Source organism: Mesorhizobium sp. M0590, from assembly GCF_040320905.1.
Taxonomy (GTDB): Bacteria; Pseudomonadota; Alphaproteobacteria; order Rhizobiales; family Rhizobiaceae; genus Mesorhizobium.
This window is the reverse complement of sequence record NZ_JAMYQN010000003.1, coordinates 126,470-148,657: the sequence shown is the minus strand read 5'-3', so window position 1 is coordinate 148,657 and position 22,188 is coordinate 126,470. Positions and strand designations below refer to the sequence as shown.

The 22,188-nt window shown below is 63.7% G+C and carries 20 protein-coding genes; 16 read left to right on the top strand and 4 right to left on the bottom strand.

All coding sequences use genetic code 11. From position 1 onward, the window contains the following. Positions 1 to 8 precede the first annotated feature (8 nt). Together NKI52_RS07730 and NKI52_RS07725 are read left to right on the top strand one after the other, a co-directional pair. Complete coding sequence (locus tag NKI52_RS07730; protein ID WP_023679513.1) at positions 9 to 1,133, top strand: DUF2333 family protein; 1,125 nt, start codon at positions 9 to 11, stop codon at positions 1,131 to 1,133. 307 nt (positions 1,134 to 1,440) lie between these two features. Continuing rightward, complete coding sequence (locus NKI52_RS07725; RefSeq protein ID WP_023679514.1) at positions 1,441 to 3,120, top strand: formate--tetrahydrofolate ligase; 1,680 nt, start codon at positions 1,441 to 1,443, stop codon at positions 3,118 to 3,120. A gap of 77 nt (positions 3,121 to 3,197) precedes the next feature. Here NKI52_RS07725 and NKI52_RS07720 read toward each other — a convergent pair whose 3' ends face one another. Next, entirely contained in the window at positions 3,198 to 3,845 is a 648-nt protein-coding gene (locus NKI52_RS07720) for a cysteine hydrolase family protein (protein ID WP_023679515.1), read from the bottom strand. Positions 3,846 to 3,972: 127 nt separating this feature from the next. Here NKI52_RS07720 and NKI52_RS07715 point away from each other — a divergent pair, with 127 nt between their 5' ends. From NKI52_RS07715 to NKI52_RS07705, 3 genes are all read left to right on the top strand, one after another. Beyond that, a complete protein-coding gene (locus tag NKI52_RS07715) occupies positions 3,973 to 4,962 on the top strand; it encodes a helix-turn-helix domain-containing protein (protein ID WP_352690594.1) in 990 nt (329 codons plus the stop codon). A 187-nt stretch (positions 4,963 to 5,149) separates the two neighbouring features. Continuing rightward, complete coding sequence (parS, locus tag NKI52_RS07710; protein WP_352638288.1) at positions 5,150 to 5,629, top strand: type II RES/Xre toxin-antitoxin system antitoxin; 480 nt, start codon at positions 5,150 to 5,152, stop codon at positions 5,627 to 5,629. Then, complete coding sequence (locus tag NKI52_RS07705; protein ID WP_023679518.1) at positions 5,626 to 6,135, top strand: RES family NAD+ phosphorylase; 510 nt, start codon at positions 5,626 to 5,628, stop codon at positions 6,133 to 6,135. Before parS ends, NKI52_RS07705 begins: the two co-directional genes overlap by 4 nt. A 58-nt stretch (positions 6,136 to 6,193) precedes the next feature. Here NKI52_RS07705 and NKI52_RS07700 read toward each other — a convergent pair whose 3' ends face one another. Further along, on the bottom strand, positions 6,194 to 6,751 hold the full coding sequence (locus NKI52_RS07700; RefSeq protein ID WP_023679519.1) for a sugar O-acetyltransferase: 558 nt from the start codon (positions 6,749 to 6,751) through the stop codon (positions 6,194 to 6,196). A gap of 147 nt (positions 6,752 to 6,898) precedes the next feature. Here NKI52_RS07700 and NKI52_RS07695 point away from each other — a divergent pair, with 147 nt between their 5' ends. The 3 genes from NKI52_RS07695 to NKI52_RS07685 all read left to right on the top strand — a co-directional run bounded on the left by NKI52_RS07695 (position 6,899) and on the right by NKI52_RS07685 (position 9,884). Then, positions 6,899 to 7,360, top strand: a complete 462-nt coding sequence (locus NKI52_RS07695) for a membrane protein (RefSeq protein WP_023679520.1) — start codon at positions 6,899 to 6,901, stop codon at positions 7,358 to 7,360. Further along, positions 7,357 to 8,733 (top strand): FAD-containing oxidoreductase, encoded by a 1,377-nt coding sequence (locus NKI52_RS07690; protein ID WP_352697527.1) that lies wholly within the window; start codon positions 7,357 to 7,359, stop codon positions 8,731 to 8,733. The genes NKI52_RS07695 and NKI52_RS07690 overlap by 4 nt, the downstream gene beginning before the upstream one ends. Positions 8,734 to 8,834: 101 nt before the next feature. Continuing rightward, positions 8,835 to 9,884: a M14 family metallopeptidase gene (locus NKI52_RS07685; protein WP_352697525.1), complete on the top strand. Its 1,050-nt coding sequence runs from the start codon at positions 8,835 to 8,837 to the stop codon at positions 9,882 to 9,884. Between the two features lie 14 nt (positions 9,885 to 9,898). Here NKI52_RS07685 and NKI52_RS07680 read toward each other — a convergent pair whose 3' ends face one another. After that, entirely contained in the window at positions 9,899 to 10,669 is a 771-nt protein-coding gene (locus NKI52_RS07680) for an isocitrate lyase/PEP mutase family protein (RefSeq protein WP_352456438.1), read from the bottom strand. 320 nt (positions 10,670 to 10,989) lie between these two features. Between NKI52_RS07680 and NKI52_RS07675 the strand changes: the two genes are divergently transcribed. Both NKI52_RS07675 and NKI52_RS07670 read left to right on the top strand, forming a co-directional pair. Beyond that, positions 10,990 to 13,179, top strand: a complete 2,190-nt coding sequence (locus NKI52_RS07675) for an anthranilate synthase (RefSeq protein ID WP_352638277.1) — start codon at positions 10,990 to 10,992, stop codon at positions 13,177 to 13,179. A gap of 32 nt (positions 13,180 to 13,211) precedes the next feature. After that, positions 13,212 to 14,141: a cation diffusion facilitator family transporter gene (locus tag NKI52_RS07670; RefSeq protein WP_023679526.1), complete on the top strand. Its 930-nt coding sequence runs from the start codon at positions 13,212 to 13,214 to the stop codon at positions 14,139 to 14,141. 222 nt (positions 14,142 to 14,363) lie between these two features. Here NKI52_RS07670 and NKI52_RS07665 read toward each other — a convergent pair whose 3' ends face one another. Next, positions 14,364 to 15,446: a hypothetical protein gene (locus NKI52_RS07665; RefSeq protein ID WP_352697523.1), complete on the bottom strand. Its 1,083-nt coding sequence runs from the start codon at positions 15,444 to 15,446 to the stop codon at positions 14,364 to 14,366. Positions 15,447 to 15,547: 101 nt separating this feature from the next. Between NKI52_RS07665 and NKI52_RS07660 the strand changes: the two genes are divergently transcribed. The 6 genes from NKI52_RS07660 to NKI52_RS07635 all read left to right on the top strand — a co-directional run bounded on the left by NKI52_RS07660 (position 15,548) and on the right by NKI52_RS07635 (position 22,184). Continuing rightward, on the top strand, positions 15,548 to 16,006 hold the full coding sequence (locus NKI52_RS07660) for a DsrE family protein (protein WP_352697521.1): 459 nt from the start codon (positions 15,548 to 15,550) through the stop codon (positions 16,004 to 16,006). 179 nt (positions 16,007 to 16,185) lie between these two features. Beyond that, positions 16,186 to 16,983: an SDR family NAD(P)-dependent oxidoreductase gene (locus tag NKI52_RS07655; protein WP_023679529.1), complete on the top strand. Its 798-nt coding sequence runs from the start codon at positions 16,186 to 16,188 to the stop codon at positions 16,981 to 16,983. Between the two features lie 49 nt (positions 16,984 to 17,032). Next, the gene (locus tag NKI52_RS07650) at positions 17,033 to 17,341 is read left to right on the top strand and encodes a putative quinol monooxygenase (protein WP_023679530.1); all 309 of its coding nucleotides are present in this window, start codon (positions 17,033 to 17,035) and stop codon (positions 17,339 to 17,341) included. A 270-nt stretch (positions 17,342 to 17,611) separates the two neighbouring features. Next, complete coding sequence (locus tag NKI52_RS07645) at positions 17,612 to 18,700, top strand: AbrB family transcriptional regulator (protein WP_352620502.1); 1,089 nt, start codon at positions 17,612 to 17,614, stop codon at positions 18,698 to 18,700. A gap of 182 nt (positions 18,701 to 18,882) precedes the next feature. Then, positions 18,883 to 20,970, top strand: coding sequence for a TonB-dependent siderophore receptor (locus NKI52_RS07640; RefSeq protein WP_352697519.1), 2,088 nt, complete (start codon positions 18,883 to 18,885; stop codon positions 20,968 to 20,970). Further along, positions 20,970 to 22,184, top strand: coding sequence for an MFS transporter (locus NKI52_RS07635; RefSeq protein ID WP_352620498.1), 1,215 nt, complete (start codon positions 20,970 to 20,972; stop codon positions 22,182 to 22,184). The genes NKI52_RS07640 and NKI52_RS07635 overlap by 1 nt, the downstream gene beginning before the upstream one ends. The last annotated feature ends 4 nt before the right edge of the window (positions 22,185 to 22,188 follow it).

Sequence of the window (22,188 nt, the reverse complement as noted above, 5' to 3'; positions counted from 1 at the left end):
ACATCGCCATGCTTGATCCGATCGTGAATTTCTTCACCCGGATTTTCCAGTGGATTGGCCGCGGCATCGGCCTGCTCATCGGCGCGATCCTGTGGCCGTTCCTGTGGGCGGGGCGCTGGTACACGCAACGCGGCTGGATCCTGAAGGCGGTGCTCGGCCTGGCTGTGCTCGTGCTGATCGGTCTCTATGTCAACTTCTTCTACGCCACCCAGTGGTGGAACAATTTCGACCCGAATTACGTCGACAAATACACGTTCGAAAAACGCAACAGCTCCGCCGGTGAACAGGTTTCCGCCGGCGCCGGCACCGACACGGCCAAGACCTGCGGAAATTCAGCCATTGCCCAGGTCGCTGCCGACCTGACCGACTTCAACGTCAACCAGAATGCCTGGGTGTCGTCGATGATCCTCTACAAGCTCGGCCTGTTCGGCATCGACTGGGACCACACGCCGTTCATGGACAACAAGGCGTCGTTCCAGCGCGGCATCAACCAGGCGGTGCGGCGCACGGCGACCGAGCTTGCCGACAATCTCGGCCGCGTCCGCACCACCTCGCAGATCGACGCCGACCTGCAGGACGCCCGCGGCAATCTGCAGTTCGATGAGGAAACCTGGTATTTCGGCTTGAACCCGTTCGGGCCCAAGACGCCGACGCCGAGCTACTATCGCGACGCGGTGCGCAAGCTGCGTTCCTTCAACGCCCGCCTCGCAGCCTGCCAGGCGACATTCGATGCCCGCGCCGACAATCTCAAGCAGTATATCGACCGCATTTCGTCCGATATCGGTTCCACCTCGGCGATCCTCAAGGAGCGTGCCGAAAACCACAATAATGGCTGGTTCGACACACGCGCCGACGACCGCTTCTGGTTCGCCTATGGCCAGCTCTATGCCTATTACGGGCTGATGAAGGGCGCACAGGCCGACTTCGAGGACGTCATCAAGGAAAAGCACCTGCAGAACCTGTGGGATACGATGGACGCGCAATTCGTCTCGGCGCTGCGCATCCAGCCCTTCATCATCGCCAATGGCCGCGAGGACGGCTGGCTGTTGCCGACACATCTGACGACGATGGGGTTTTACATACTCAGGGTGCGCTCGAACATGGTCGAGATCAGCAACGTGCTGACGCAGTAGCGGATCGTCCCGCACAGCCGGCGCTGGTGAATTTGCGCCGTTGCTTCTGTCGCTTTTCGCGTATTACGCGGCTGTTTTGAGACGGCGGAACCGCGCCTGCTCTGGCTTCTATACGGCGCGGCAACCGGCGCGAAAAGAACCTGTAGCAGGGCAGCCGGCCGCAGAGGCATTTTCTTCGTAGGAAACATAGTTGCATGAAAGTTGACGCCGCGGCAGCGACAGGGGTAGAACATGCCCGCGCCTGCAATGCCGGGCTATTCTTGCGACCACACTAGTCAAATCCGTCCAATTCAGAGGGAAGTCGTCCATGGCCGAAGTGAAGTCCGACATCGAGATCGCGCGCGGCGCCAGGAAGAAGCAGATCCAGGAGATCGGCCAGAAGATCGGCATTCCGAGCGAACATCTTCTGCCCTACGGCCACGACAAGGCGAAGATCTCGGCCGAGTTCATCAAGTCGGTGAAGGGCAACAAGGATGGCAAGCTGATCCTCGTCACCGCCATCAACCCGACACCGGCCGGCGAAGGCAAGACGACGACGACGGTGGGCTTGGGCGATGGCCTCAACCGCCTCGGCAAGAAGGCCATCGTCTGCATCCGTGAGGCTTCGCTCGGACCGAATTTCGGCGTCAAGGGCGGTGCCGCCGGCGGTGGCTACGCGCAGGTCGTGCCGATGGAGGACATGAACCTCCACTTCACCGGCGATTTCCACGCCATCACCACCGCGCATAATCTGCTGTCGGCGCTGATCGACAACCACATCTATTGGGGCAACGAGCTCGGCATCGACACCCGCCGTGTCGTCTGGCGCCGCGTTATGGACATGAACGACCGGTCGCTGCGCGAGATCATCTGTTCGCTCGGCGGCGTCGCCAACGGTTTCCCGCGCGAGGCCGGTTTCGACATCACAGTCGCCTCGGAAGTCATGGCCATCCTGTGCCTGTCGACCGACCTGAAGGACCTGGAAAAGCGCCTCGGCGACATCATCGTCGCCTATCGTCGCGACAAGTCGGCCGTCTATGCGCGCGACCTCAAGGCCGACGGCGCCATGGCCGTACTCTTGAAGGATGCCATGCAGCCCAATCTCGTGCAGACGCTGGAGAACAACCCGGCGTTCGTGCATGGCGGCCCCTTCGCCAACATCGCGCATGGCTGCAACTCCGTCGTTGCCACGACGACGGCGCTGAAGCTTGCCGACTACGTCGTCACCGAAGCCGGTTTCGGCGCCGATCTCGGTGCCGAAAAGTTCTTCGACATCAAATGCCGCAAGGCCGGCCTGAGGCCCGCCGCGGCGGTCATCGTCGCCACGGTTCGCGCCATGAAGATGAATGGCGGCGTCAAGAAGGAGGACCTCGGCAAGGAGAACGTCGAGGCGGTCAAGAAGGGCTGCGCCAATCTCGGCCGCCACATCGAGAACATCCGTCAGTTCGGTGTGCCGGCTGTGGTCGCCATCAACCATTTCTACTCCGACACAGAGGCCGAGATCCAGGCGATGAAGGACTACGTTGCCTCGATGGGCGAAGAGGCGATCCTGTGCAAGCACTGGGCTCAGGGATCGGCCGGCATCGAGGAACTGGCCAAAAGAGTCGTGGCGTTGGCCGAATCCGGCGCGTCGCAATTCGCCCCGCTCTATCCCGACGCCATGCCGCTGTTCGAGAAGATCAACACCATCGTCCAGCGCATCTATCGCGGTTCCGAAGCGATCGCCGACAAATCGGTGCGCGACCAACTCCACGCCTGGGAGCACGCCGGCTACGGTCATTTGCCGGTCTGCATGGCCAAGACGCAATATTCCTTCTCCACCGATCCGAATCTGCGCGGCGCGCCGACCGGCCACACCGTACCGGTGCGCGAGGTCAGGCTGTCTGCCGGCGCCGGCTTCGTCGTCATCATCTGCGGCGAGGTGATGACCATGCCCGGCCTGCCCAAAGCGCCATCCTCGGAAAAGATTTTCCTGAACGAAATGGGCCAGATCGAAGGCCTGTTTTAGGGATAATCAACGCTTGAACGGCAAAGGGCGCCGCAACGCTGCGGCGCCCTTTTGGCGACTTCGCGACGAGCTCGTCCCTAAGCCGCGCTTCGCGCCAGCGCGCGCTGGTTGGAGGCATAGGGTGTGTCGTGCTGGGGTACCACGCCGGTCTTCAGACAATCGATCCACTCGGCGGTCTTGAGAACGGCCGCGAAGCGCGACTGCAGGACGATCGTCACCACGCGATGGATTTCCTCCCCCGAAGCGTAGCCGGCGCTGTTGGCGTACGGCAATGACCCCGTTGCGTCCGACAGGAACTCGACCTCAAAACCCATATGCACGGCGTGGATGACCGTCGACAGGTCGCAATTATGCGTCATGTAGCCGATGACCGTGATCGTATCGATAGAGTTGGCGCGCAGCCACTCCTCGAGGTCCGTGCCGGTGAAGGCGCTGGGCAAGTTCTTTTCGATGTAGTGGTCACGGTTTCGCCTGGCGATTTCCGGGTGCAACTCGGCGCCATGGCTGCCCTTGGCGAAGACCGGTGAGGTTTCCGGCGCCAACTGTTTGATGACCACCACCTTGACGCCTGCCTCGGTGGCCGCATCCATCGCTCGCGCCACATTGACGACGCTGTCGCGGAAGGGCGGATGCTGGATGGCGAGATTGCCGCCGTCATAGTCGTTTTGAACATCGATGACGATGAGGGCGCGGCGTGGAGCTTTGCCTTTGGCTGGTTGCGACATGGGGTTTCCTTTCCCGTTGGACATTGATGGGTGGACGATAAGCTCGGCACCGGATTGCAAAAAGTGTCCCGATTGACATTATTCGAAAGAATTGGGACAATCGGCCTCACCCGTTGCTGGAGCTCCCATGACCGATCCTGCCGTTGCCGCCATCGCCTTCGATGGCATCAGCCCGTTTCATCTCTCCGTGCCGTGTCTCGTGTTCGGCGCGGATCGCACGGAGCTCGGCCTGCCGCGCTTCGACTTCCGGGTCTGCGCGATTGAGGACGGGCCGATCCGCACCGATGCCAGGCTGACCATCAGCGTCCCGCACGGGCTTTCCGCGCTCGATGACGCCGACATCGTCATCGTGCCAAGCTGGAAAGATCTCGGGAGCTCGCCTCCAGCGGCATTGATCGACGCGTTGCTTGGCGCGCACGAGCGCGGCGCGCTGATCGTCGGACTGTGCTTGGGAACGTTCGCTGTTGCGGCGACCGGACTGCTTTCGGGGCGGCGAGCGGCGACGCACTGGGCCTACGCGGATCAGCTGCAGGAACTCTATCCCGACATTCTCGTCGAACCGGAAGTGCTCTACATCGACAATGGCGATGTCGTGACATCCGCCGGCGTCGCCGCCGGGCTCGACTGCTGCCTGCACGTCGTACGGGCTCGTTACGGCGCGGAGGCGGCACTTCGCCTTGCCCGGCAGATCGTGCTTTCTCCGCACAGGCAGGGCGGGCAGGCGCAATTCATCGAACGTCCCATCGCCAGGACCGGCAATGCGGACCGCTTCACCCAAGCTCTCGAAGCGGTGCGCAAAACCCTGGGTGAGCCGCACAGTCTGGACAGCGTTGCCGGTCACGCCGGCCTCACCCGCCGGACGTTCACGCGCCGTTTCCAGAAAACGATCGGCACCAGTTTCGGCGACTGGCTGACCGACCAGCGCGTCCAGCTGGCGCAACGGCTGCTGGAAGCAACGGAAAAATCGATGGACACGGTTGCCTTCGAGGCCGGCTTCGGCAGCGCTACCTCGCTGCGCCAGCATTTCGCAGCGCGCCTCAGAACCTCGCCGGCGCAGTACCGGCGCGAATTCTCGAAGAGTGCTCAGGAGGAGCGCGTGGCGCACATGCCGAGGTGAAATTCGGCTCGCGCTCGATTCCAGGGCAATCGCTTCAGTGCCGACGTTGGACTGCCATCTGGCCCGAGTAGGCTATCTTTTCTCTCGAAGCGATTGCCCTGCTCTCGATCCTGTCGTGCTTGAAAGGCTCTGCGTCATCTGTCATATATTAAAGCGACAGATGACGCGAAGAGGGCTCGCCGTGGCGATGGCATTGGAAAAGGCTGCGCCAGCAGCAAAAAACAATGAACTTCAGAAGGTGGCGAAATTGCTAGGCGGCAGCCGCATTCTGGCAAGGCGCCTCAGCAGCGCTTTGGATGCCCACGAGTTGCTTCTGCACGGCCTGCCGGCTTCAGCGCTGGACCATCTTATCGGGCAACTCGTCTTCATCCAGAAGACCGATTCGCTGGAGAAGGCCGTCGGCATGAGCCTGCGCACCTACCAGCGCCGCAAGGATGCTCCGTCCAAGCCTCTCAGTCAGGACCAGAGCGGACGCACCTGGAAGTTCGCGGAGATCCTGTCGAAAGCGACCGACGTGTTCGGTTCGCAGGCGGAGGCAGAGCAATGGCTGGAGCGCCCGGCGATTGGGCTCGACCAGCGTCGTCCAATCGACCTTCTGGCGACGCCGGCGGGGATCGAGCTTGTAGAAGACTATCTGGAACGGCTTGAATATGGCGTTTATGCATGACGCCGCTGCCGGCGGCGCTTGGTGGCTCCGACCTCATCGGATGGCGCCTCGATCAAGCCGCGTTTGCGCCTACATGGGACAGTGGCGAGGGCGCATACAGGGTGGGCGGACGCTGGAACAGCAAGGGCGTGCGCGCCGTCTACTGCTCGATCGATCCGTCGACTGCGATCCTCGAGGTTGCGGTTCATAAGGGCTTCAGGGCGCTCGACACGATAGCGCATGTCATGACGGCAGCGATCGTCAGCGATGTCGCGGATGTGCATATCGTCGACCCCGCCGCCGTGCCCAACCCCAACTGGTTGCGCCCGGGCATTCCGAGCTCCGGGCAACAGGCGTTTGGCGACGATCTTCTGCAACGGCACCGGTTCGTGGTGATTCCGAGCGCGGTATCGCAGCGTAGCTGGAACCTGATCTTCGACGCGAGCCTCGCCAGAGGGGCATACGCCATGAAGACCCAGGAGGCGTTTGCGCTCGACACACGGTTGCATCCACCTCCGGCCAAGTGACATAGCCGCCCCCATGTCCATCAGAACGAGGACGTGACCGGCGACAGAAGCACGGTGCTCAGTTGTTGCTGATTACCCGTGCCGGATTGCCGACCACCGTGGTGTTCGCCGCCACGTCGCGCGTCACCACAGCACCGGCGCCGACGATGGCGCCATCGCCGATCCTGACTCCGCCGAGGATGACGGCACTGCCGCCGATCCAGGCATTGTCGCCGATCTCGACCGGCTTGGCGATCTCCAGCCCTGTCCGTCGCCCGGCAGCCTCCTTGTGGTGCTCGGCGCAATAGATCTGCACATTCGGGCCGAGCAGCGTTCCCTTGCCGATGCGCACTGGCGCCGTGTCGAGAATGATGCAGCCGGCATTGAGAAAAACGCGGTCGCCGAGAAAGATGTTGAAGCCATAGGCGCAGTGGAACTGCGCCTCGATCCGGGCGCCCTCGCCCGCAGCGCCGAGCAGCGTCCGCAATCCAGGCCCGATATCGCCACGCTGCCGGGGTGGCAGGCTGTTGTGCTCGAACACCGCGTCTCGCGCCGTGATGCGCAACGCCTCCAGTTCCGGATCGAGGCAGCAATACCACTCGCCCGCCGCCATTTTCATGCGTTCGCTTCCGGCCATGGCTGCAACTCCAGTTTCAACTTTGCCAAAGCACAAGTGGTGAAAAAACGGAAGCGCCGGCGGCGACACCACCTCTGGTCAAATACCGGACCTATGGTAGCTTGCCCTCTCGGACCTGTCCCAAGCCGGCCATCGAGGGGATCAATCATGCTGTACATTTTTGCACTCCTGATTGGCATCGTTGCCGGGCTTCGCGCCATGACCGCGCCCGCCGCCGTCGCCTGGGGCGCCTGGCTTGGCTGGTTGCCGGTCGCGGACACCTGGGCGAGCTTCATGGGCCACTGGATCGCCGTCGGCATCTTCACCATCCTGGCCATCGCCGAACTGGTCACCGACCAGCTGCCCTCGGCGCCGAGCCGCAAGGTGCCGCAGCAATTCGGCACGCGTATCGTCTTGGGCGCTTTCACCGGCGCGGTGATCGGCGCCACCGGTGGCGCCATCATCGGCGGCCTGATCGCCGGCGCCGTTGGCGCGGTGATCGGCACGCTGGGCGGCGCCGAGGCGCGTAAACGCCTGGCCGCCGCCTTCGGCAAGGACCCGCCGGCCGCCTTCATCGAGGACGCTGTGGCGATCGTCGGCGGGCTTCTGATCGTGGCGGCGGTGGCATGACGGCAAAGACATTCGACGCCATTATCGTCGGTGCCGGGCAGGCCGGCCCACCGCTCGCCGGCAGGCTGAATGCGGCCGGCATGAGCGTGGCGCTGATCGAGCGAAAGCTGGTCGGCGGCACTTGCGTCAACACCGGCTGCACGCCGACCAAAACGATGGTGGCAAGCGCTTATGCCGCGCATCTCGCCCGCTCCGCCGCGGATTACGGGGTGACGCTATCCGGTCCCGTCGGCGTAAACTACAAGGCGATCAAGGCGCGCAAGGACAAGGTCTCCAACGACGCCCGCGGCAATCTCGAAGACTGGATTGCCGGCATGGACAAATGCACGCTCTATCGCGGCCATGCGCGCTTCGTAAGCGCCAACACGGTGCGCGTCGGCGACGATCTGCTGAGCGCCGAAAAGATATTCCTCAACACCGGCGGCCGCGCCTCGGTGCCCGACCTGCCCGGCATCGACGGCATTTCTTACCTGACCAATTCCTCGATGATGGATCTCGACGTGCTGCCGCGCCATCTCATCGTTGTCGGCGGCAGCTATGTCTCGCTCGAATTCGCGCAGATGTTCCGCCGCTTCGGTTCCGAAGTCACGGTCATCGAAAAAAGCCCGCGTCTGATCGGTCGCGAGGACGAGGATGTCTCGGATGCCATTTTGTCGATCCTCGAAAACGAAGCCATTGCCGTCCATCTCGGCGCCGACGACATCCGCTTCGCCAGGCGAGGCAACGAAATCGCCGTGACCTTCTCGCCAGGCAAGGCGGCTGCGGTCGGCTCGCATGTGCTGCTGGCGCTCGGCCGCACGCCAAACACCGACGATCTCGGCCTCGACAAAGCCGGCGTCGAGGTCGACAAACGCGGCTTCATCGTCGTCGACGACCAGTTGCGCACCAGCGTGCCCGGCATCTGGGCGATGGGCGACTGCAACGGCAAGGGCGCCTTCACCCACACCTCGTACAACGACTACGAGATCGTCGCCGCCAACCTGCTCGACAACGATCCGCGCAAGGTCAGCGACCGCATCGAGGCCTATGCGCTCTATATCGACCCACCACTCGGCCGCTGCGGCATGACCGAAGCCGCGGTAAGGAAATCCGGCCGACGCGTCTTGGTCGGCCAGCGGCCAATGACCCGCGTCAGCCGTGCAGTCGAAAAAGGTGAGACGCAAGGCTTCATGAAGATCCTGGTCGATGCCGACACCAGGGAGATCCTCGGCTGTTCGGTGCTCGGCCCGGGCGGCGACGAGGCGGTGCACTGCGTGCTCGACCTGATGTATGCCAAGGCGCCGGTCAGCACGCTGGCGCGCGCCGTGCACATCCACCCGAACGTCTCGGAGCTTCTGCCGACCATCGCCCAGGAACTCAAGCCGCTGGTGTGACGGCCGGGTAGAATCGTGCGCCCATGGCGGCGCCGGCTGGACCAATCGACAGCCCAGCGGCAAAAGGGCATGTGTTCCGCCTCTTCTCCCGGAGCCATCCCATGCAGAAGTCCATCGAACGCGTCGCCGGCGACAGCGAAGGCGTTTCCTACGAATTCCCCGTCTTCCGCTTCGCCGGAACGGACAAGACGGCGCCTTCCGCCTATCTGCAGGCGGCACTTCATGCCGGCGAATTGCCGGGCGTCGTCGCCATCGACACGCTGATGCCGATGCTCAGCAAGGCGGAAGCCGAAGGCCGCATCACCGGCAATATGACCATCGTTCCCTGGGCCAATCCGATCGGCCGCGCGCAATATCTCTACGGCGACCATCAGGGCCGCTTCCATCTGGGCACGCGCACCAATTTCAATCGCGGCTTTCCGCGGCTCGCCGCGCCCGACCTCACGCTGCTGCCGGCGCACGGCACGGTCGACCAGCGGCTGAAAACGCGGCTGCTGCAGCTCTCCATCGGCCACGACATCGTGCTCGACCTGCATTGCGACGATGAAGGCCTCACCTATCTCTACGTCCACACGAGCCTGTGGCCGGCCATGGCGGACTGTGCGGCGGCCATGGGCGTCGATGCGGTGATGCTGTGGCACGAAGATCCCGACGGCACCTTCGAGGGCGCCTCAATCATGCCGTATCAGAACGCTCCAGCCGACGTCGCGTGCCTCGACCGGCGCGTCGCCACCACGGTCGAATATCGCGGCATACTCGATGTCGACGGCGCCCTCGCCGGTGCCGATGCCGAAGGGCTCTACCGGCTGCTGGTGGCGCGCGACGTCATCCAGGATCAGGCGCTGCCCGCGCCTGGCAGCTTCGTTGGGCTCGTCGCGCCGCTCGAAAACATCGAGATGATGCCGGCGCCCCGCTCGGGCGCGATCCTTTACGACGTGAAACCGGGCGACCGGGTAGCCAAGGGTGCGCGCCTTGCCACCATCGTCCACGCGCCCGGCGAGCCCGACGGCCGCACGGAAGTGTTGGCGCCGCAGGCGGGCCTCATCCTGACGCGGCGTTCCCGCCGCATCATCCGCGCCGGCGAAGACCTCCTGAAGCTGGTCGGCGACGGGACGAGCGCCGATGCAAGGTCGGGAACGTTGGAGGACTGACGCACCCCGCCAGGCTACCCCGAAATCGCCTGTCGCGCCTTGGCCTCCAGCCATTCGGCCATCTGCCGGTACGGCACCGGACCATGGCTCACGCGGGCGACGCCGAGTTCGGCAAGCCTCTGGCGCGGCGGCACATGCGCCAGGGCAATGATGTTGACCGGCAATGCCGTTGCCTCGCAGAGCGCCTCGATCAGGCCTTCATCGGCAAGCCCCGGCGCAAAGAAGCCATGCGCTCCGGCCCTTTCGTAGGCGTGCGCCCGCTCGATCGCCTGATCGAGAAGAGCCTTGTCGTGCGCATTCGGTTTAGTCTTCAGGAAAATGTCGGTTCGGGTGTTAATGAAGGCCGGAATACCCGACGTCTTCACCGCCGCTGCAGCCGCTTCGATCCGCCTCACCTGTATGGCGATGTCGTGCAGCCCACTGCCGCCGACGATCTGATCCTCGAAATTAAAGCCGACGGCTCCTGCCTGCACGGCGAGCGTCACGCTGCGGGCGACAACCTCCGGAGCGACCCCGTAACCCCCCTCGAGGTCCATGGTTACCGGCACATCCACCGCCGCAACGATGCGTTTGATGTTTTCGAGCGCCAGTTCCAACGGGATTTTCTCGCCATCCGCGAATCCGAAAGCGGCCGCGACCGGCCAGCTTCCGGTGGCGATGGCCTTGGCCCCTGCTTTCTCGATGATCTTGGCGGAGCCTGGGTCCCAGGCATTGTAGAGGACAATCGGGTTTCCCTTGACATGGAGGGAATGGAACGTCCGTGCGCGGTCGAACTGCTGGGTCATTTGATGTTTTCCCGTCTTCCTGCTGTTTGATGCAGAGTCTAGGCAGGACGGCCGGTCTTGGCCATGTGCCATGGGTTGCGAAAGCGGCAGCCACCCCACAGACTTTCAAACCTGTTGCGCATACCGCTTTTCGCGGCTATGGATTTCGCCATGAATATGCGTTCGATCAAGACCATTTGGTGGTGGGCTCGCTGACAGCGGCCTGTTCGAACGCGTTCGCGTGACAATAGAGGGTGGCCGCAGCGGAATGTCCGGGCGGCCATTTGTTTTTTCAAGCCATTCCCGGGTCCGTTGCCCCAAAGACGCTGATGGAGACGGCAATGACGACGAAAATTCTGGAGAATGGCGCCGAGCGCTTCGTCACAGCAGGTGGCGTGGCGATTACCCGCCAGCGCCATGACCGGCCTTACGAGGGGGCGATCGACGGCTATGTCGATGGCCTGAATTCGCGCCGCGGCGCCGTGTTTTCCTCGAATTACGAATATCCCGGCCGCTATACGCGCTGGGACACCGCCATCATCGATCCGCCGGTGGTGATCTCGGCACGCGGCCGCGCCATGCGCATCGAGGCGCTGAACCGCCGCGGCGACGTGCTTTTGCCGGTGATCGGCACGGTGCTTGCCGGCCTTGACGATGTCACGATCGCCGAGACGTCCAACAAACTCATCCGCCTCGAGGTCGCCAAGCCCGATCGTATCTTTACCGAAGAGGAACGCAGCCGCGTTCCCTCCGTCTTCACCGTGCTGCGCGCCATCACGGCTTTGTTCAAGACCGAGGAAGACGCCAATCTCGGCCTCTATGGCGCCTTCGGCTACGACCTCGCCTTCCAGTTCGATCCGGTCGACTACAAGCTCGAGCGCAAGCCAAGCCAGCGCGATCTCGTGCTGTTCCTGCCCGACGAGATCCTCGTCGTCGACCACTATTCGACCAAGGCCTGGACCGACCGCTACGACTATTCCGGCGATGGCTTCTCGACCGAAGGCCTGCCGCGCGACGAAATCGTCGAGCCGTTCAGGACCGCCGACCGCATCCCGCCGCGCGGCGACCACGAGCCCGGCGAATATGCCAAGCTGGTGCGCAAGGCGATGAAGAGCTTCGAGCGCGGCGACCTGTTCGAAGTGGTGCCGGGGCAGATGTTCTACGAACGCTGCGAAACCCAGCCCTCCGAGATTTCCCGCAAGCTGAAGAGCATCAACCCTTCGCCCTATTCCTTCTTCATCAATCTCGGCGAGGGCGAATATCTGATCGGCGCCTCGCCGGAAATGTTCGTGCGCGTCAACGGCCGCCGCGTCGAGACCTGCCCGATCTCCGGTACCATCAAGCGCGGCGACGACGCCATCTCCGACAGCGAGCAGATCCTGAAGCTGCTCAATTCGAAGAAGGACGAATCCGAACTCACCATGTGCTCGGACGTCGACCGCAACGACAAGTCGAGGGTCTGCGAGCCGGGCTCGGTGCGCGTCATCGGCCGCCGCCAGATCGAAATGTACTCCCGCCTGATCCACACCGTCGACCACATCGAGGGGCGGCTGCGCGAAGGCATGGACGCCTTCGACGCCTTTCTGTCGCATGCCTGGGCGGTCACCGTCACCGGCGCGCCGAAATTATGGGCCATGCGCTTCATCGAGCAGAACGAGAAGAGCCCGCGCGCCTGGTATGGCGGGGCGATCGGCATGGTCAATTTCAACGGTGACATGAACACCGGCCTGACGCTTCGCACCATTCGCATCAAGGACGGCATCGCCGAGGTGCGCGCCGGCGCCACGCTGCTCTTCGACAGCATTCCCGAGGAAGAAGAAGCCGAAACCGAACTGAAGGCATCCGCCATGCTCTCCGCCATCCGCGACGCCAAATCAGGCAATGCCGCCAGCACCGAACGCAGCACCGCGCGTGTCGGCGACGGCGTCAACATCCTGCTGGTCGACCACGAGGACAGTTTCGTCCATACGCTCGCCAACTATTTCCGCCAGACCGGCGCCAATGTCTCGACGGTGCGCACGCCGGTGCCGGACGAGATCTTCGACCGGCTGAAGCCAAACCTGGTCGTGCTCTCGCCCGGCCCCGGCACGCCGAAGGACTTCGACTGCGCCGCCACCATCAAGCGGGCCCGTGCGCGCGACCTGCCGATCTTCGGCGTCTGCCTCGGGCTGCAGGCGCTGGCCGAGGCCTATGGCGGCGAGCTGCGCCAACTACACATCCCGATGCATGGCAAGCCGTCGCGCATCCGCGTGTCGAAGCCGGGCATCATCTTCTCCGGCCTGCCCAAGGAGGTGACGGTCGGCCGCTATCATTCGATCTTTGCAGATCCGGTGCGGCTGCCCGATGGTTTTGTCGTCACCGCCGAGACCGAGGACGGCATCATCATGGCCTTCGAGCACCGCAAGGAGCCGATCGCCGCAGTGCAGTTCCACCCGGAGTCGATCATGACGCTCGGCCACAATGCCGGCATGCGCATCATCGAGAACATTGTCGCGCACCTGCCGCGCAAGGCCAAGGAAAAGGCCGCTTAATTCGAGGGCTCAGTGTTGGGATCTTTTCCCCAGTGACCGCGGCGGAAATCAAAGCCGCCGCCAGGCAGAAGGTCGCCAGCCTCGCCTTCTGGTCGATCGTCGTCGCCTGCGTCGTGCTCGGCCTGAAGCTGGTGGCCTGGTACGTCACCGGTTCGGTCGCGCTTTATTCGGACGCGCTGGAATCGATCGTCAACGTCATTGCCTCTGCCGCCGCCTATTGGGCGATCCAGGTCAGCTACAAGCCGGCCGACCAGGACCATCCGTTCGGCCACCACAAGGCCGAGTATTTCTCGGCCGTCCTCGAAGGCGTGCTGATCGTGCTTGCCGCCTTGCTGATCCTCAATGAGGTCTGGTGGTCCTGGCAGCATCCCGCACTGCTGGAACAGCCATGGACCGGCCTTGCCGTCAATGGCGTCGCAACGGTCATCAACGCCGTCTGGGCCTTGACGCTGATCCGCACCGGCCGACGCGAAAAATCGCCGGCTCTCGTTGCCGACGGCAGGCACATCATGACCGACGTGGCGACCTCGGTCGGTGTGTTCATCGGCCTGGTCGGCGCCGTACTGACCGGCTGGCAGGTTCTCGATCCGGCTCTTGCGGTGATCGTGGCGCTGAACATTCTGTGGCAGGGCTGGCACGTCATCGGCTCGTCGATGAACGGGCTGATGGACCGCGCCGTCGACACCCAGGAACATATCCGCATACGCGACATCATCTCGGCCAATTGCAAGGGCGCGCTCGAGGTCCACGACCTGAAGACGCGCATCGCCGGCCGCGCCACCTTCATCGAGTTCCACCTGGTCGTCGACGCCGACATGTCGGTCGGCGCCAGCCACGTCATCTGCGACCGCATCGAGGACGCGCTGCAGGCAGAGATCCCTTCCGTCCGCGTCATCATCCATGTCGAGCCCGACGACGAGGCGAAACTGCCCAAAGGCACGACGGCCGTGCCGTTCGCGTGAGGTGGCGTCGCGGAGAAAAATCGCTCAGTGGTGATCCTTCGCGCCCCCCTCTGTCCTGCCGGACATCTCCCCCTCAAGGGGGGAGATTGGATGTCGCTTTGGCTTTCGCCAATCTTCAAAGAAGAACGCTGTCGGTGAAGCTGCCGATCTCCCCCCTTGAGGGGGAGATGTCCGGCAGGACAGAGGGGGGTGCTGTCTCGCCGGCATCGCGTCTCTGAACTGCTACAGCCCGCAGGCAGCCTGCGGCATCGGCTCCAGCCGGTAGACCTTGTCGTCGGACATTGTGTCGCCCTCCGCCGAACACAGATCGATGATCGGCAGACCGCTGTTCGGGTTGGCCAGCATCATCGTGCCGTTGGCGCCGCGGCGAAGGAAGACCTCCTGTTGCGCGATATCGCAGGAGGCACCACCCGTCTTCGCGCTCGCCGCGCAGCGCCACTGGTCGCCCTCGCCCTGACAGTTATAGACCTGCGTGACCTTGGCCGATTTCTGCCGCGTGGTAACCGAAACGGCGATATCGGCGCCGCTTGGCCAATTGGCCGGATCGCCCTCCTTGGCGAAAGACGCCAGCTCGACCGGTCCGCGGAAAACCCTGATCGACTGGGTCAGCTGATCGGGATGCGAGCCGAGATGCTCGGCGTCGTAGTCGCGTCCGTAGCAGAAGGGCTGGTCCGGCTTCAGCCGCTCGCGCAATGGCGGGCCAAGGGCCGGGTCGATCGGGTCGATGCGCGCGAACTCCGCCTTGCAGGTGGCGGCCGGCATCGGGTCGAGCCTGAAGCCGTTGTCGTCCTTGCCCAGCGCCTGCCTTTCGTATTCCGCCTTGCCGAGCTCGTCTTCCGATCCGGCGTCGAGATAGAGATCGGGCTGCACGTCCGAGACGATCAGCCGGCCTTTGTCGTCGACCTTCAGCGAAGCCATGGTGCGATCGCAGTCCATGCCGCAGCGGATCGGGCCGGTCTTGCCGTCCTCCGACTCATGACTGCACCAGCCGCCGAGCCATTCCGGCGCCTCGGCGCCGCGTACCGTCGTCGCCATGAAGCCATTGTAGGAGGAATCGATGCCGGTGCTTGGCTCCTCGTTTGCTCGGCTGACCGGATCGCGGCCGTAATAGAAGAAGATGCGCGCCACCTTCTGCTGCGGATGCGACTTGAGATGCGCGGCGTCGTAGACGCGGCCGAAGCAAGCGTCCTTGCCGTCGGGGCTGAGCTCGGTGAGTTTGAGCGTGTCGTCGGCGAAAGCAGCACCGGCGACGGCGGCAAGCAAGGCAACCCCAACTCCGGCGCCCATCACGGTCCTTGATATCATGCTGGCTCCCCCTGCCCCGACAAGACGTGGCTTCAATTTATGCTAGGATTGAGGTCGAGGCCACGCAAATTGCGCGGGCCGGCCAAATGGGAGATGAAGCCATGCGACGCCGCGATATTTTCCGCGTCGGTCTTGCCGGGGCCGCCGGGCTGTTCGGGCTGCGCCCCATCAAGGCCGCAGCTAGTGAAGTCAAGCCGGCGGCTGCCGAAGAGGAAAGGCAAAAGGTCGCCTATCACCTCAGCGACCTCGACAAGGTCAATTTCGTGCTCGGCAACATCAAGAACCACTTCGAAGGCACCGACGGCAAAGTCGACATCGCGCTTGTCGTGCACGGCCCAGCACTTGCCGCCTTCAAGTCGAAGGGCATATCGGCCGCCATTTTCGGGCGGTTCGCCGGCCTTGTCCAGGATGGGCTCAGCCCGCACGCTTGCGCCAACACCATGCACGGCATGGATATCGGCCTGGCCGACCTGCTCGACGGCTTCCATGCAGCCGACAGGGGCGGCGTTGTCAAGCTCGCCGAATTGCAACGCCAGGGCTACGCCTATCTCAGGCCATAGGGCAATTCCAGGAAAAGTGTGAAACGGTTTTCCGTCCGGAATTGCGTCAAGACAAAGAGGGAGCGGTTCGTCGTTTCCGTGAAACGGTGAACCGCTCTAAACTTTTACGGACTTGAACGCGAGGACTGCGAGGGCCTACGAAGAGCAGGCAGAGTCCCCGGAGGAATAGAGGAATAGACGTGCCAGCCACCACCACCCTTGTCAGCCCCTCTCTGGTCATCCCCGACCTTGCCGGAAAGGCGGTCCTGGTCACCGGCGCCTCGACCGGCATCGGCGCGGCGCTCGCACTCGCCTACGCCGCGCAGAAATGCCGCGTCGCGCTGCATTACAATTCGAGCCGCGCGGCTGCCGAAAACCTTGCCGCGACCATTCGCAACGGCGGCGGCGACGTGTTCCTCGTCCGGGGCGATTTCTCGATCCCCGCCGATGTCGAGCGTGTCGTCGAGGACAGTGCGCAACATTTCGGCCGGCTCGACGGCCTCGTCAACAATGCCGGCGGCATGCTCGGCCGCGTGCCCTATGCCGAGCAGACCGAGGCGCATTACGACGCGGTGATGGACCTCAACGCGCGTTCCGTGCTGACAGCTTCGCGCAAAGCGATCCCATGGCTGAAGCGGCAGGGCGGCTTCATCGTCAACACCTCCTCGATCGCCGCGCGCAACGGCGCCGGTGGCGGCGCCGGCCTTTACGGCTCGGCCAAAGCCTTCGTCTCCAACGTCACGCGCGGCATGGCCAAGGAGCTGATCGGTTTCAACATCCGCGTCAACGCGGTGGCGCCCGGCACGATCGCGACACCTTTCCACGAGCGCTACTCGACCGACGACCAGATGAAAGGCATGATCGCCACCATCCCGCAGGGCCGCGCCGGCACCGCCGAGGACTGCGTCGGCGCCTATCTGTTCCTCTCCTCCGATCTGTTGAGCGGCTACATCATCGGCCAGGTGATCGAGGTCAATGGCGGGCAGTTGATGCCGTAGACGGCGAACTGCATACTCCTGGTTGCGTCATCTCAACGGAGCAAAGCGAATGTACGGACTGATCGGCAAGATGCGGGCGATGCGCGGCCAGCGTGACGCAATGATGGATATCCTGCTCGCCAGCACCGGCGCCATGCCCGGCTGCCTGAACTACATCATCGCCACCGACCCGGCCGATGCCGACGCGATCTGGGTGACCGAAGTGTGGACCGACGCCGAAAGCCACAAGGCTTCGCTGCAGCTGCCCGAAGTCCAGGCGGCAATCGCCAAGGCACGGCCGATCATCGCCGGCTTCGAGTTCCAGGTGGAGACGCATCCTGTCGGCGGGTTCGGGTTGGCGGCGGCGAAGGCGGGATAGAGGAGAGGCCGGCAGGACAGCGCCCCCCTCTGGCCTGCCGGCCATCTCCCCCTCAAGTGGGGAGATTGAATGTCACTTCGGCCTTCGCCAATCTTCAAAGAAGAGCGCTGTCGACGAAGCTGCCAATCTCCCCACTCGAGGGGGAGATGTCCGGCAGGACAGAGGGGGGCGCGAAGGATCGCTACGCATGGCGTGGTCCTATTGCCACCCGAGCCCTTTCCCGCGCAAAAAAGGTTCGCATTTTTTCGCGACCGGTCTAAGAGCCCATCTATGGATTCTTCCCCGAACCCGCCGGCCATCGAGCATCTGGCGCGGATCCACAAGGCTTGGCAGTGGCCGGTCCTGGTGGTGGTCTCGGTGCTGTTTGCCGGCGCGCTGGAAGTCGCTGCCCTGCCCGCCGCGCTCTTGATCGGACCGATGCTGGCGGCCATCGTCGCCGGCACCAACGGCGCCACGGTGCGCGTGCCGCGGGTTCTGTTCGGCTCAGCCCAGGCGGTCGTCGGCTGCCTGGTCGCCAGTTCCATCTCGGCCGATATCTTTCCCGTCTTCTACAAGGAATGGCCGCTGTTCCTTGGCGTCGTGATGGCGACGGTCGCGGCATCCAGCCTGCTCGGCTGGCTGATCAGCCGCTGGCGCATCCTGCCCGGCACCACCGCGGTCTGGGGCTCGTCGCCGGGCGCCGCCACCGCCATGGTGCTGATGGCCGGTGCCTTCGGCGCCGACCAGCGCCTCGTCGCCTTCATGCTTTATCTGCGCGTCATCTGCGTCTCGATGACGGCAGCCCTGGTGGCCAAGCTTTGGGTCGACACCTCAGGCATCGAGGTGCCGGCCATCGTCTGGTTCCCGCCGGTCGACCCGCAAGGCTTGGCCGCAACATTCGGCGTGGCGCTGGTCGGCGGCCTCGCCGGAAAGCTTTTCCGGCTGCCGTCGCCGTTTTTCCTCGGCACCTTCATTTTCGGCACCGTGATCCATCTCGGACTCGGCGTGACCATGCAGTTGCCACCCTGGCTGCTTGCCTTGAGCTATACGATGATCGGCTGGAGCATCGGCCTGAATTTCACCAGGGCCATTTTGCGCCACGCGGCCCGCGCGCTGCCGCAGATCGTCGGCTCGATCATTGCCCTGATCGTCTTTTGCGGCGGCCTCGCCTTCCTGATCAGCCGCCTGCTCGGCATCGATCCGCTGACCGCCTATCTGGCAACCAGCCCCGGCGGCATGGACAGCGTCGCCATCATCGCCGCCGCCGCGCAGCATGTCGACATCTCCTTCGTCATGGCGCTGCAATCGGCACGCTTCCTGATCGTGCTTCTGGTCGGCCCAAGCGTGGCGCGGCTGGTGGCGAGAAGCCTCAAACCATAGCAGCTTGCCTCTCCCTGATTCGCAGCCGGTTTTCCTGAAACCGGTCGCACTTTGCTGCCGCCGACCGTATCGGGCCAGCACCTGCACGAGCTCAAAAAATAACTTGACTCAAATACTCATATTTGAGAGCCCCTTCCGTCAATGTACGGAAGAGTGGAGACGAGTTGATGCGGAAACGGACGATGACATGGCTCCTGGGGTTATCATTGCCGGGTAGCATGGCCCTGCTCGACCTGTCCGGGCCGGCTCACGCCCAGGACCAGGGCGGCGTCACCGTTCTCAACAAGATCGAGGTCGATGCCGAGAGCGACGAGATCCTCGTGCAGGACGGCTACGTCGCCAAGAAGGACCGCATCGGCACCAAGACCGACACGCCGATGGTCAAGATTCCGCAAGCCGTTTCGGTTGTGACGCAAAAGCAGATCGAGGACCAGAAGCCACGCACGCTGAACGAATCGCTCGGCTATGTCGCAAGCGCCAATCCGAACAGCTTCGGCTTCGACACCCGCTATGATGCCTTCTTCCTGCGCGGCTTCCAGGCCTTCTACAACGGTATGTTCCGCGACGGGCTGCGCCAGTACAACGGCCCCTCGGCCTGGTTCAAGACCGAGCCCTACGGCATCGAGGGCGTCACCATACTGAAGGGTCCGGCCTCCTCGCTTTACGGCATCAGCGGTCCGGGCGGCATCGTCAATCTGGTCACCAAGCGCCCCAAGGAAGAACAGTTCCGCGAAGTCGAAATGCTGCTCGGCGCACACAATCGCTTCCAGGCCGCACTCGACGCTTCCGGCCCGGTGAACGAAGACGGCAGCATTCTCTATCGCTTCACCAGCCTCGGCCGCACCAGCGACACCGACCTGGTCGGTTATCCCGACGACAAGATCTATCTGGCGCCGGCAGTCACCTTCAAGCCGGATGAGGACACCAAGCTGACCATCCTCGGCGAATATTCGAAATCCGTCACCGGCGGCACCGCTGCCTTCTACAATTCGGGCGGCGCTCTGACGAACCTCTATGAGGGCGATCCCGCCTGGAACGACTTCGACCAGACCCAGGGCCGCATCGGTTACGAGTTCGAGCACCGTTTCAACGACGTGCTGACGGTCCGGCAGAATCTTCGCTACAGCGCCGTCGACAGCGACATCGAGTACAGCGGCCATTACCCGGACGGAGTGGATCTGAAACGCTATTGGGGCCACTACACCGAGACCATGAAGAACTTCGTCGTCGACAACATGGCGCAGTTCGAATTCGATACCGGCCAGGTCAGGCACACGGCGGTAGCCGGCATCGACTACGCCTGGTCTAATTATGACGCCGGCAGCGGTATCTCCTATGTCTCCGTCGACGACATCAAGGCTGCTCCGGTTCCTTACTATGGCGGGCAGGAGATGAACCAGCTCGGCGCCTATCTGCATGACCAGATGGAGTGGAACGATTTCACCCTGTTCGCCAGCGGTCGCTACGACTGGGCCGACACCACCTTGACCGCCGCCGACTTCACCAAGTCCAAGCAGGACGACAGTGCCCTTTCCGGGCGGCTCGGCCTGTCTTACCAGACCGAATGGGGCATCACGCCCTATATCAACTATTCGACGTCGTTCTCGCCCAATATCGGCTTCGTCTATGACGATGTCAGCAGCCCTGTCGGTCGCGTCGCCCGTCCGACCATTGCGACGCAGAAGGAAATCGGCGTCAAATACGAATTTGCCGATTACAACGCCGCCGTCAGCGCCGCTCTGTTCGACATCGACCAGAAGGATGGCGTCGTCTTCGACGCCTCGACCGGCATCAACAAGCAGCGCCAGCTCGACCTGAACTCGCGCGGCGTCGAGCTGGAAGCCAGCGCTTCGCTCGACAACGGTCTCAGCATACTCGCCTCCTACACCTATCTGCGCGTGAAAATCGAACGCGGCGCCACGGGAACCGCAGGCAAGGAACTGTCGGCGACGCCAAATCACATCCTGTCGCTCTGGGGGCAGTACCAGTTCGAGGACGGCACGCTGCAGGGGCTCGGGCTGGGCAGCGGCGTTCGCGTCGCCGGCTCGAGCTATGGCGATGACACCAACACCTTCAAGAACGATGCGCGCGCCTTCGTCGACGCCTCGCTCTCCTATGATTTCGGCTACCGCAACCCCAAGCTCGAGGGCGTGAAGCTGCAGGTCAACGCCAAGAATGTGTTCGAGACTCAAAAATCCATCTGCTCGGCCGGCTATTGCTACCGCGACGAGGGCCGCTCGCTGTTCGCCAGCCTGCGCTACCGCTTCTGATGTCGATCGCCGTTTCCAGCCGGGCATCGACGCCTGTCGCGATCGTCCTGGCGATCGGCGGGCTCTACGTCGCGCAGAGTGTGATCGGCGGCATCACCTGGGCGGGCCTGCCGGCGGTGATGCGCGACCAGGGCCTGCCGCTCGACCGGATCGGCCTGGTTTCGCTGATCACGCTGCCATGGGCGCTCAAGTTTCTATGGGCGCCGGCCGTCGAGCGCTATCGCCTGCCGCCGGTCGGCAAGAACCGCACCGGCACGATCGTCGCCGCCGGTGGGCTTGCGTCCATCGCCGGGCTGTGGGCCGTCGGCGCGCTCGGCCCGGAGGCCTGGTGGCCGGTTCTGGCCTGCCTGACCATCGTCGCCTTCGCCGCCTCGACGGTCGACATTGCCTGCGATGGTTTCGCCGTGCAGAGCCTGGCTAAGGAAAACCACGGTTGGGGCAATGCCGCGCAGGTCGGCGGCGCCTATCTCGGCTCGGCCATCGGCGCCGGCCTGTTTCTGCTTCTGGTCGACGCTTATGGCTGGCGCATCGCCGTTTGGGCGATGGCCTTGCTGCTCCTGCCGCTCGGTCTGCCCTTCCTGCTCGGCGCGGCCAGCCGCGCGCGCGAGGAGACGCGCGAGCATGTTCCCAGCCTCCTCGACGCGTTGAAGCGTCCCGAAATTCGGCGCGGCCTGGCAGCGTCGGCCATCTATGTCCTGGCCCAGAAGGCGGCACTCGCCATGCTCGGACCATTCCTGATCGACGCCGGGCTCGACCTCTCGATGGTCGGACTTGTCAACGGCGTCGGCAGCATGTTCGTCGGCCTGGCTGCCGCACTCGCCGGCGGCGCTCTCGTCAAATGGTTCGGCCCGCGCAACGTGCTCGTCCTGACGCTTTTCCTGCAGGCCGGATCGCTGTTCTTCTTTTCGGTCTTCGATTTTCTTGGTGGCTTCTCGACCACCGCTTTGATGGCCATCGCGGTGCTTAGCTCGTCCGGCTTCATGGCTCTCGGTTTCGTCGCGCTTTACGCGCAGTTCATGCGCTGGTCAGATCCAAGACAGGCGGGCGTCGACTTCACGCTGTTCCAGTGCATGGACGCGCTGATGAGCATGGCCGGCGGGATCGCGGCCGGCTACGCCGCGCAGTATTTCGGCTATGGCGCGTTCTTCGCCGGCGCCGGCCTCGTCGCGCTTCTGGCCGCCCCGGCGATCGCCTTCGTATCCGACCGCCGCTGACCGC

Bases quoted from the DNA above. Each gene is read 5' to 3' on its own strand.
- NKI52_RS07690 (WP_352697527.1), top strand. From the start codon at position 7,357: ATGACGGCAAAGACATTCGACGCCATTATCGTCGGTGCCGGGCAGGCC.
- NKI52_RS07635 (WP_352620498.1), top strand. From the start codon at position 20,970: ATGTCGATCGCCGTTTCCAGCCGGGCATCGACGCCTGTCGCGATCGTC.
- NKI52_RS07730 (WP_023679513.1), top strand. From the start codon at position 9: ATGCTTGATCCGATCGTGAATTTCTTCACCCGGATTTTCCAGTGGATT.
- NKI52_RS07660 (WP_352697521.1), top strand. From the start codon at position 15,548: ATGCGACGCCGCGATATTTTCCGCGTCGGTCTTGCCGGGGCCGCCGGG.
- NKI52_RS07720 (WP_023679515.1), bottom strand. From the start codon at position 3,845: ATGTCGCAACCAGCCAAAGGCAAAGCTCCACGCCGCGCCCTCATCGTC.
- NKI52_RS07725 (WP_023679514.1), top strand. From the start codon at position 1,441: ATGGCCGAAGTGAAGTCCGACATCGAGATCGCGCGCGGCGCCAGGAAG.
- NKI52_RS07645 (WP_352620502.1), top strand. From the start codon at position 17,612: ATGGATTCTTCCCCGAACCCGCCGGCCATCGAGCATCTGGCGCGGATC.
- NKI52_RS07650 (WP_023679530.1), top strand. From the start codon at position 17,033: ATGTACGGACTGATCGGCAAGATGCGGGCGATGCGCGGCCAGCGTGAC.
- NKI52_RS07675 (WP_352638277.1), top strand. From the start codon at position 10,990: ATGACGACGAAAATTCTGGAGAATGGCGCCGAGCGCTTCGTCACAGCA.
- parS (WP_352638288.1), top strand. From the start codon at position 5,150: ATGGCATTGGAAAAGGCTGCGCCAGCAGCAAAAAACAATGAACTTCAG.
- NKI52_RS07680 (WP_352456438.1), bottom strand. From the start codon at position 10,669: ATGACCCAGCAGTTCGACCGCGCACGGACGTTCCATTCCCTCCATGTC.
- NKI52_RS07715 (WP_352690594.1), top strand. From the start codon at position 3,973: ATGACCGATCCTGCCGTTGCCGCCATCGCCTTCGATGGCATCAGCCCG.
- NKI52_RS07700 (WP_023679519.1), bottom strand. From the start codon at position 6,751: ATGGCCGGAAGCGAACGCATGAAAATGGCGGCGGGCGAGTGGTATTGC.
- NKI52_RS07705 (WP_023679518.1), top strand. From the start codon at position 5,626: ATGACGCCGCTGCCGGCGGCGCTTGGTGGCTCCGACCTCATCGGATGG.
- NKI52_RS07685 (WP_352697525.1), top strand. From the start codon at position 8,835: ATGCAGAAGTCCATCGAACGCGTCGCCGGCGACAGCGAAGGCGTTTCC.
- NKI52_RS07665 (WP_352697523.1), bottom strand. From the start codon at position 15,446: ATGATATCAAGGACCGTGATGGGCGCCGGAGTTGGGGTTGCCTTGCTT.
- NKI52_RS07640 (WP_352697519.1), top strand. From the start codon at position 18,883: ATGACATGGCTCCTGGGGTTATCATTGCCGGGTAGCATGGCCCTGCTC.
- NKI52_RS07695 (WP_023679520.1), top strand. From the start codon at position 6,899: ATGCTGTACATTTTTGCACTCCTGATTGGCATCGTTGCCGGGCTTCGC.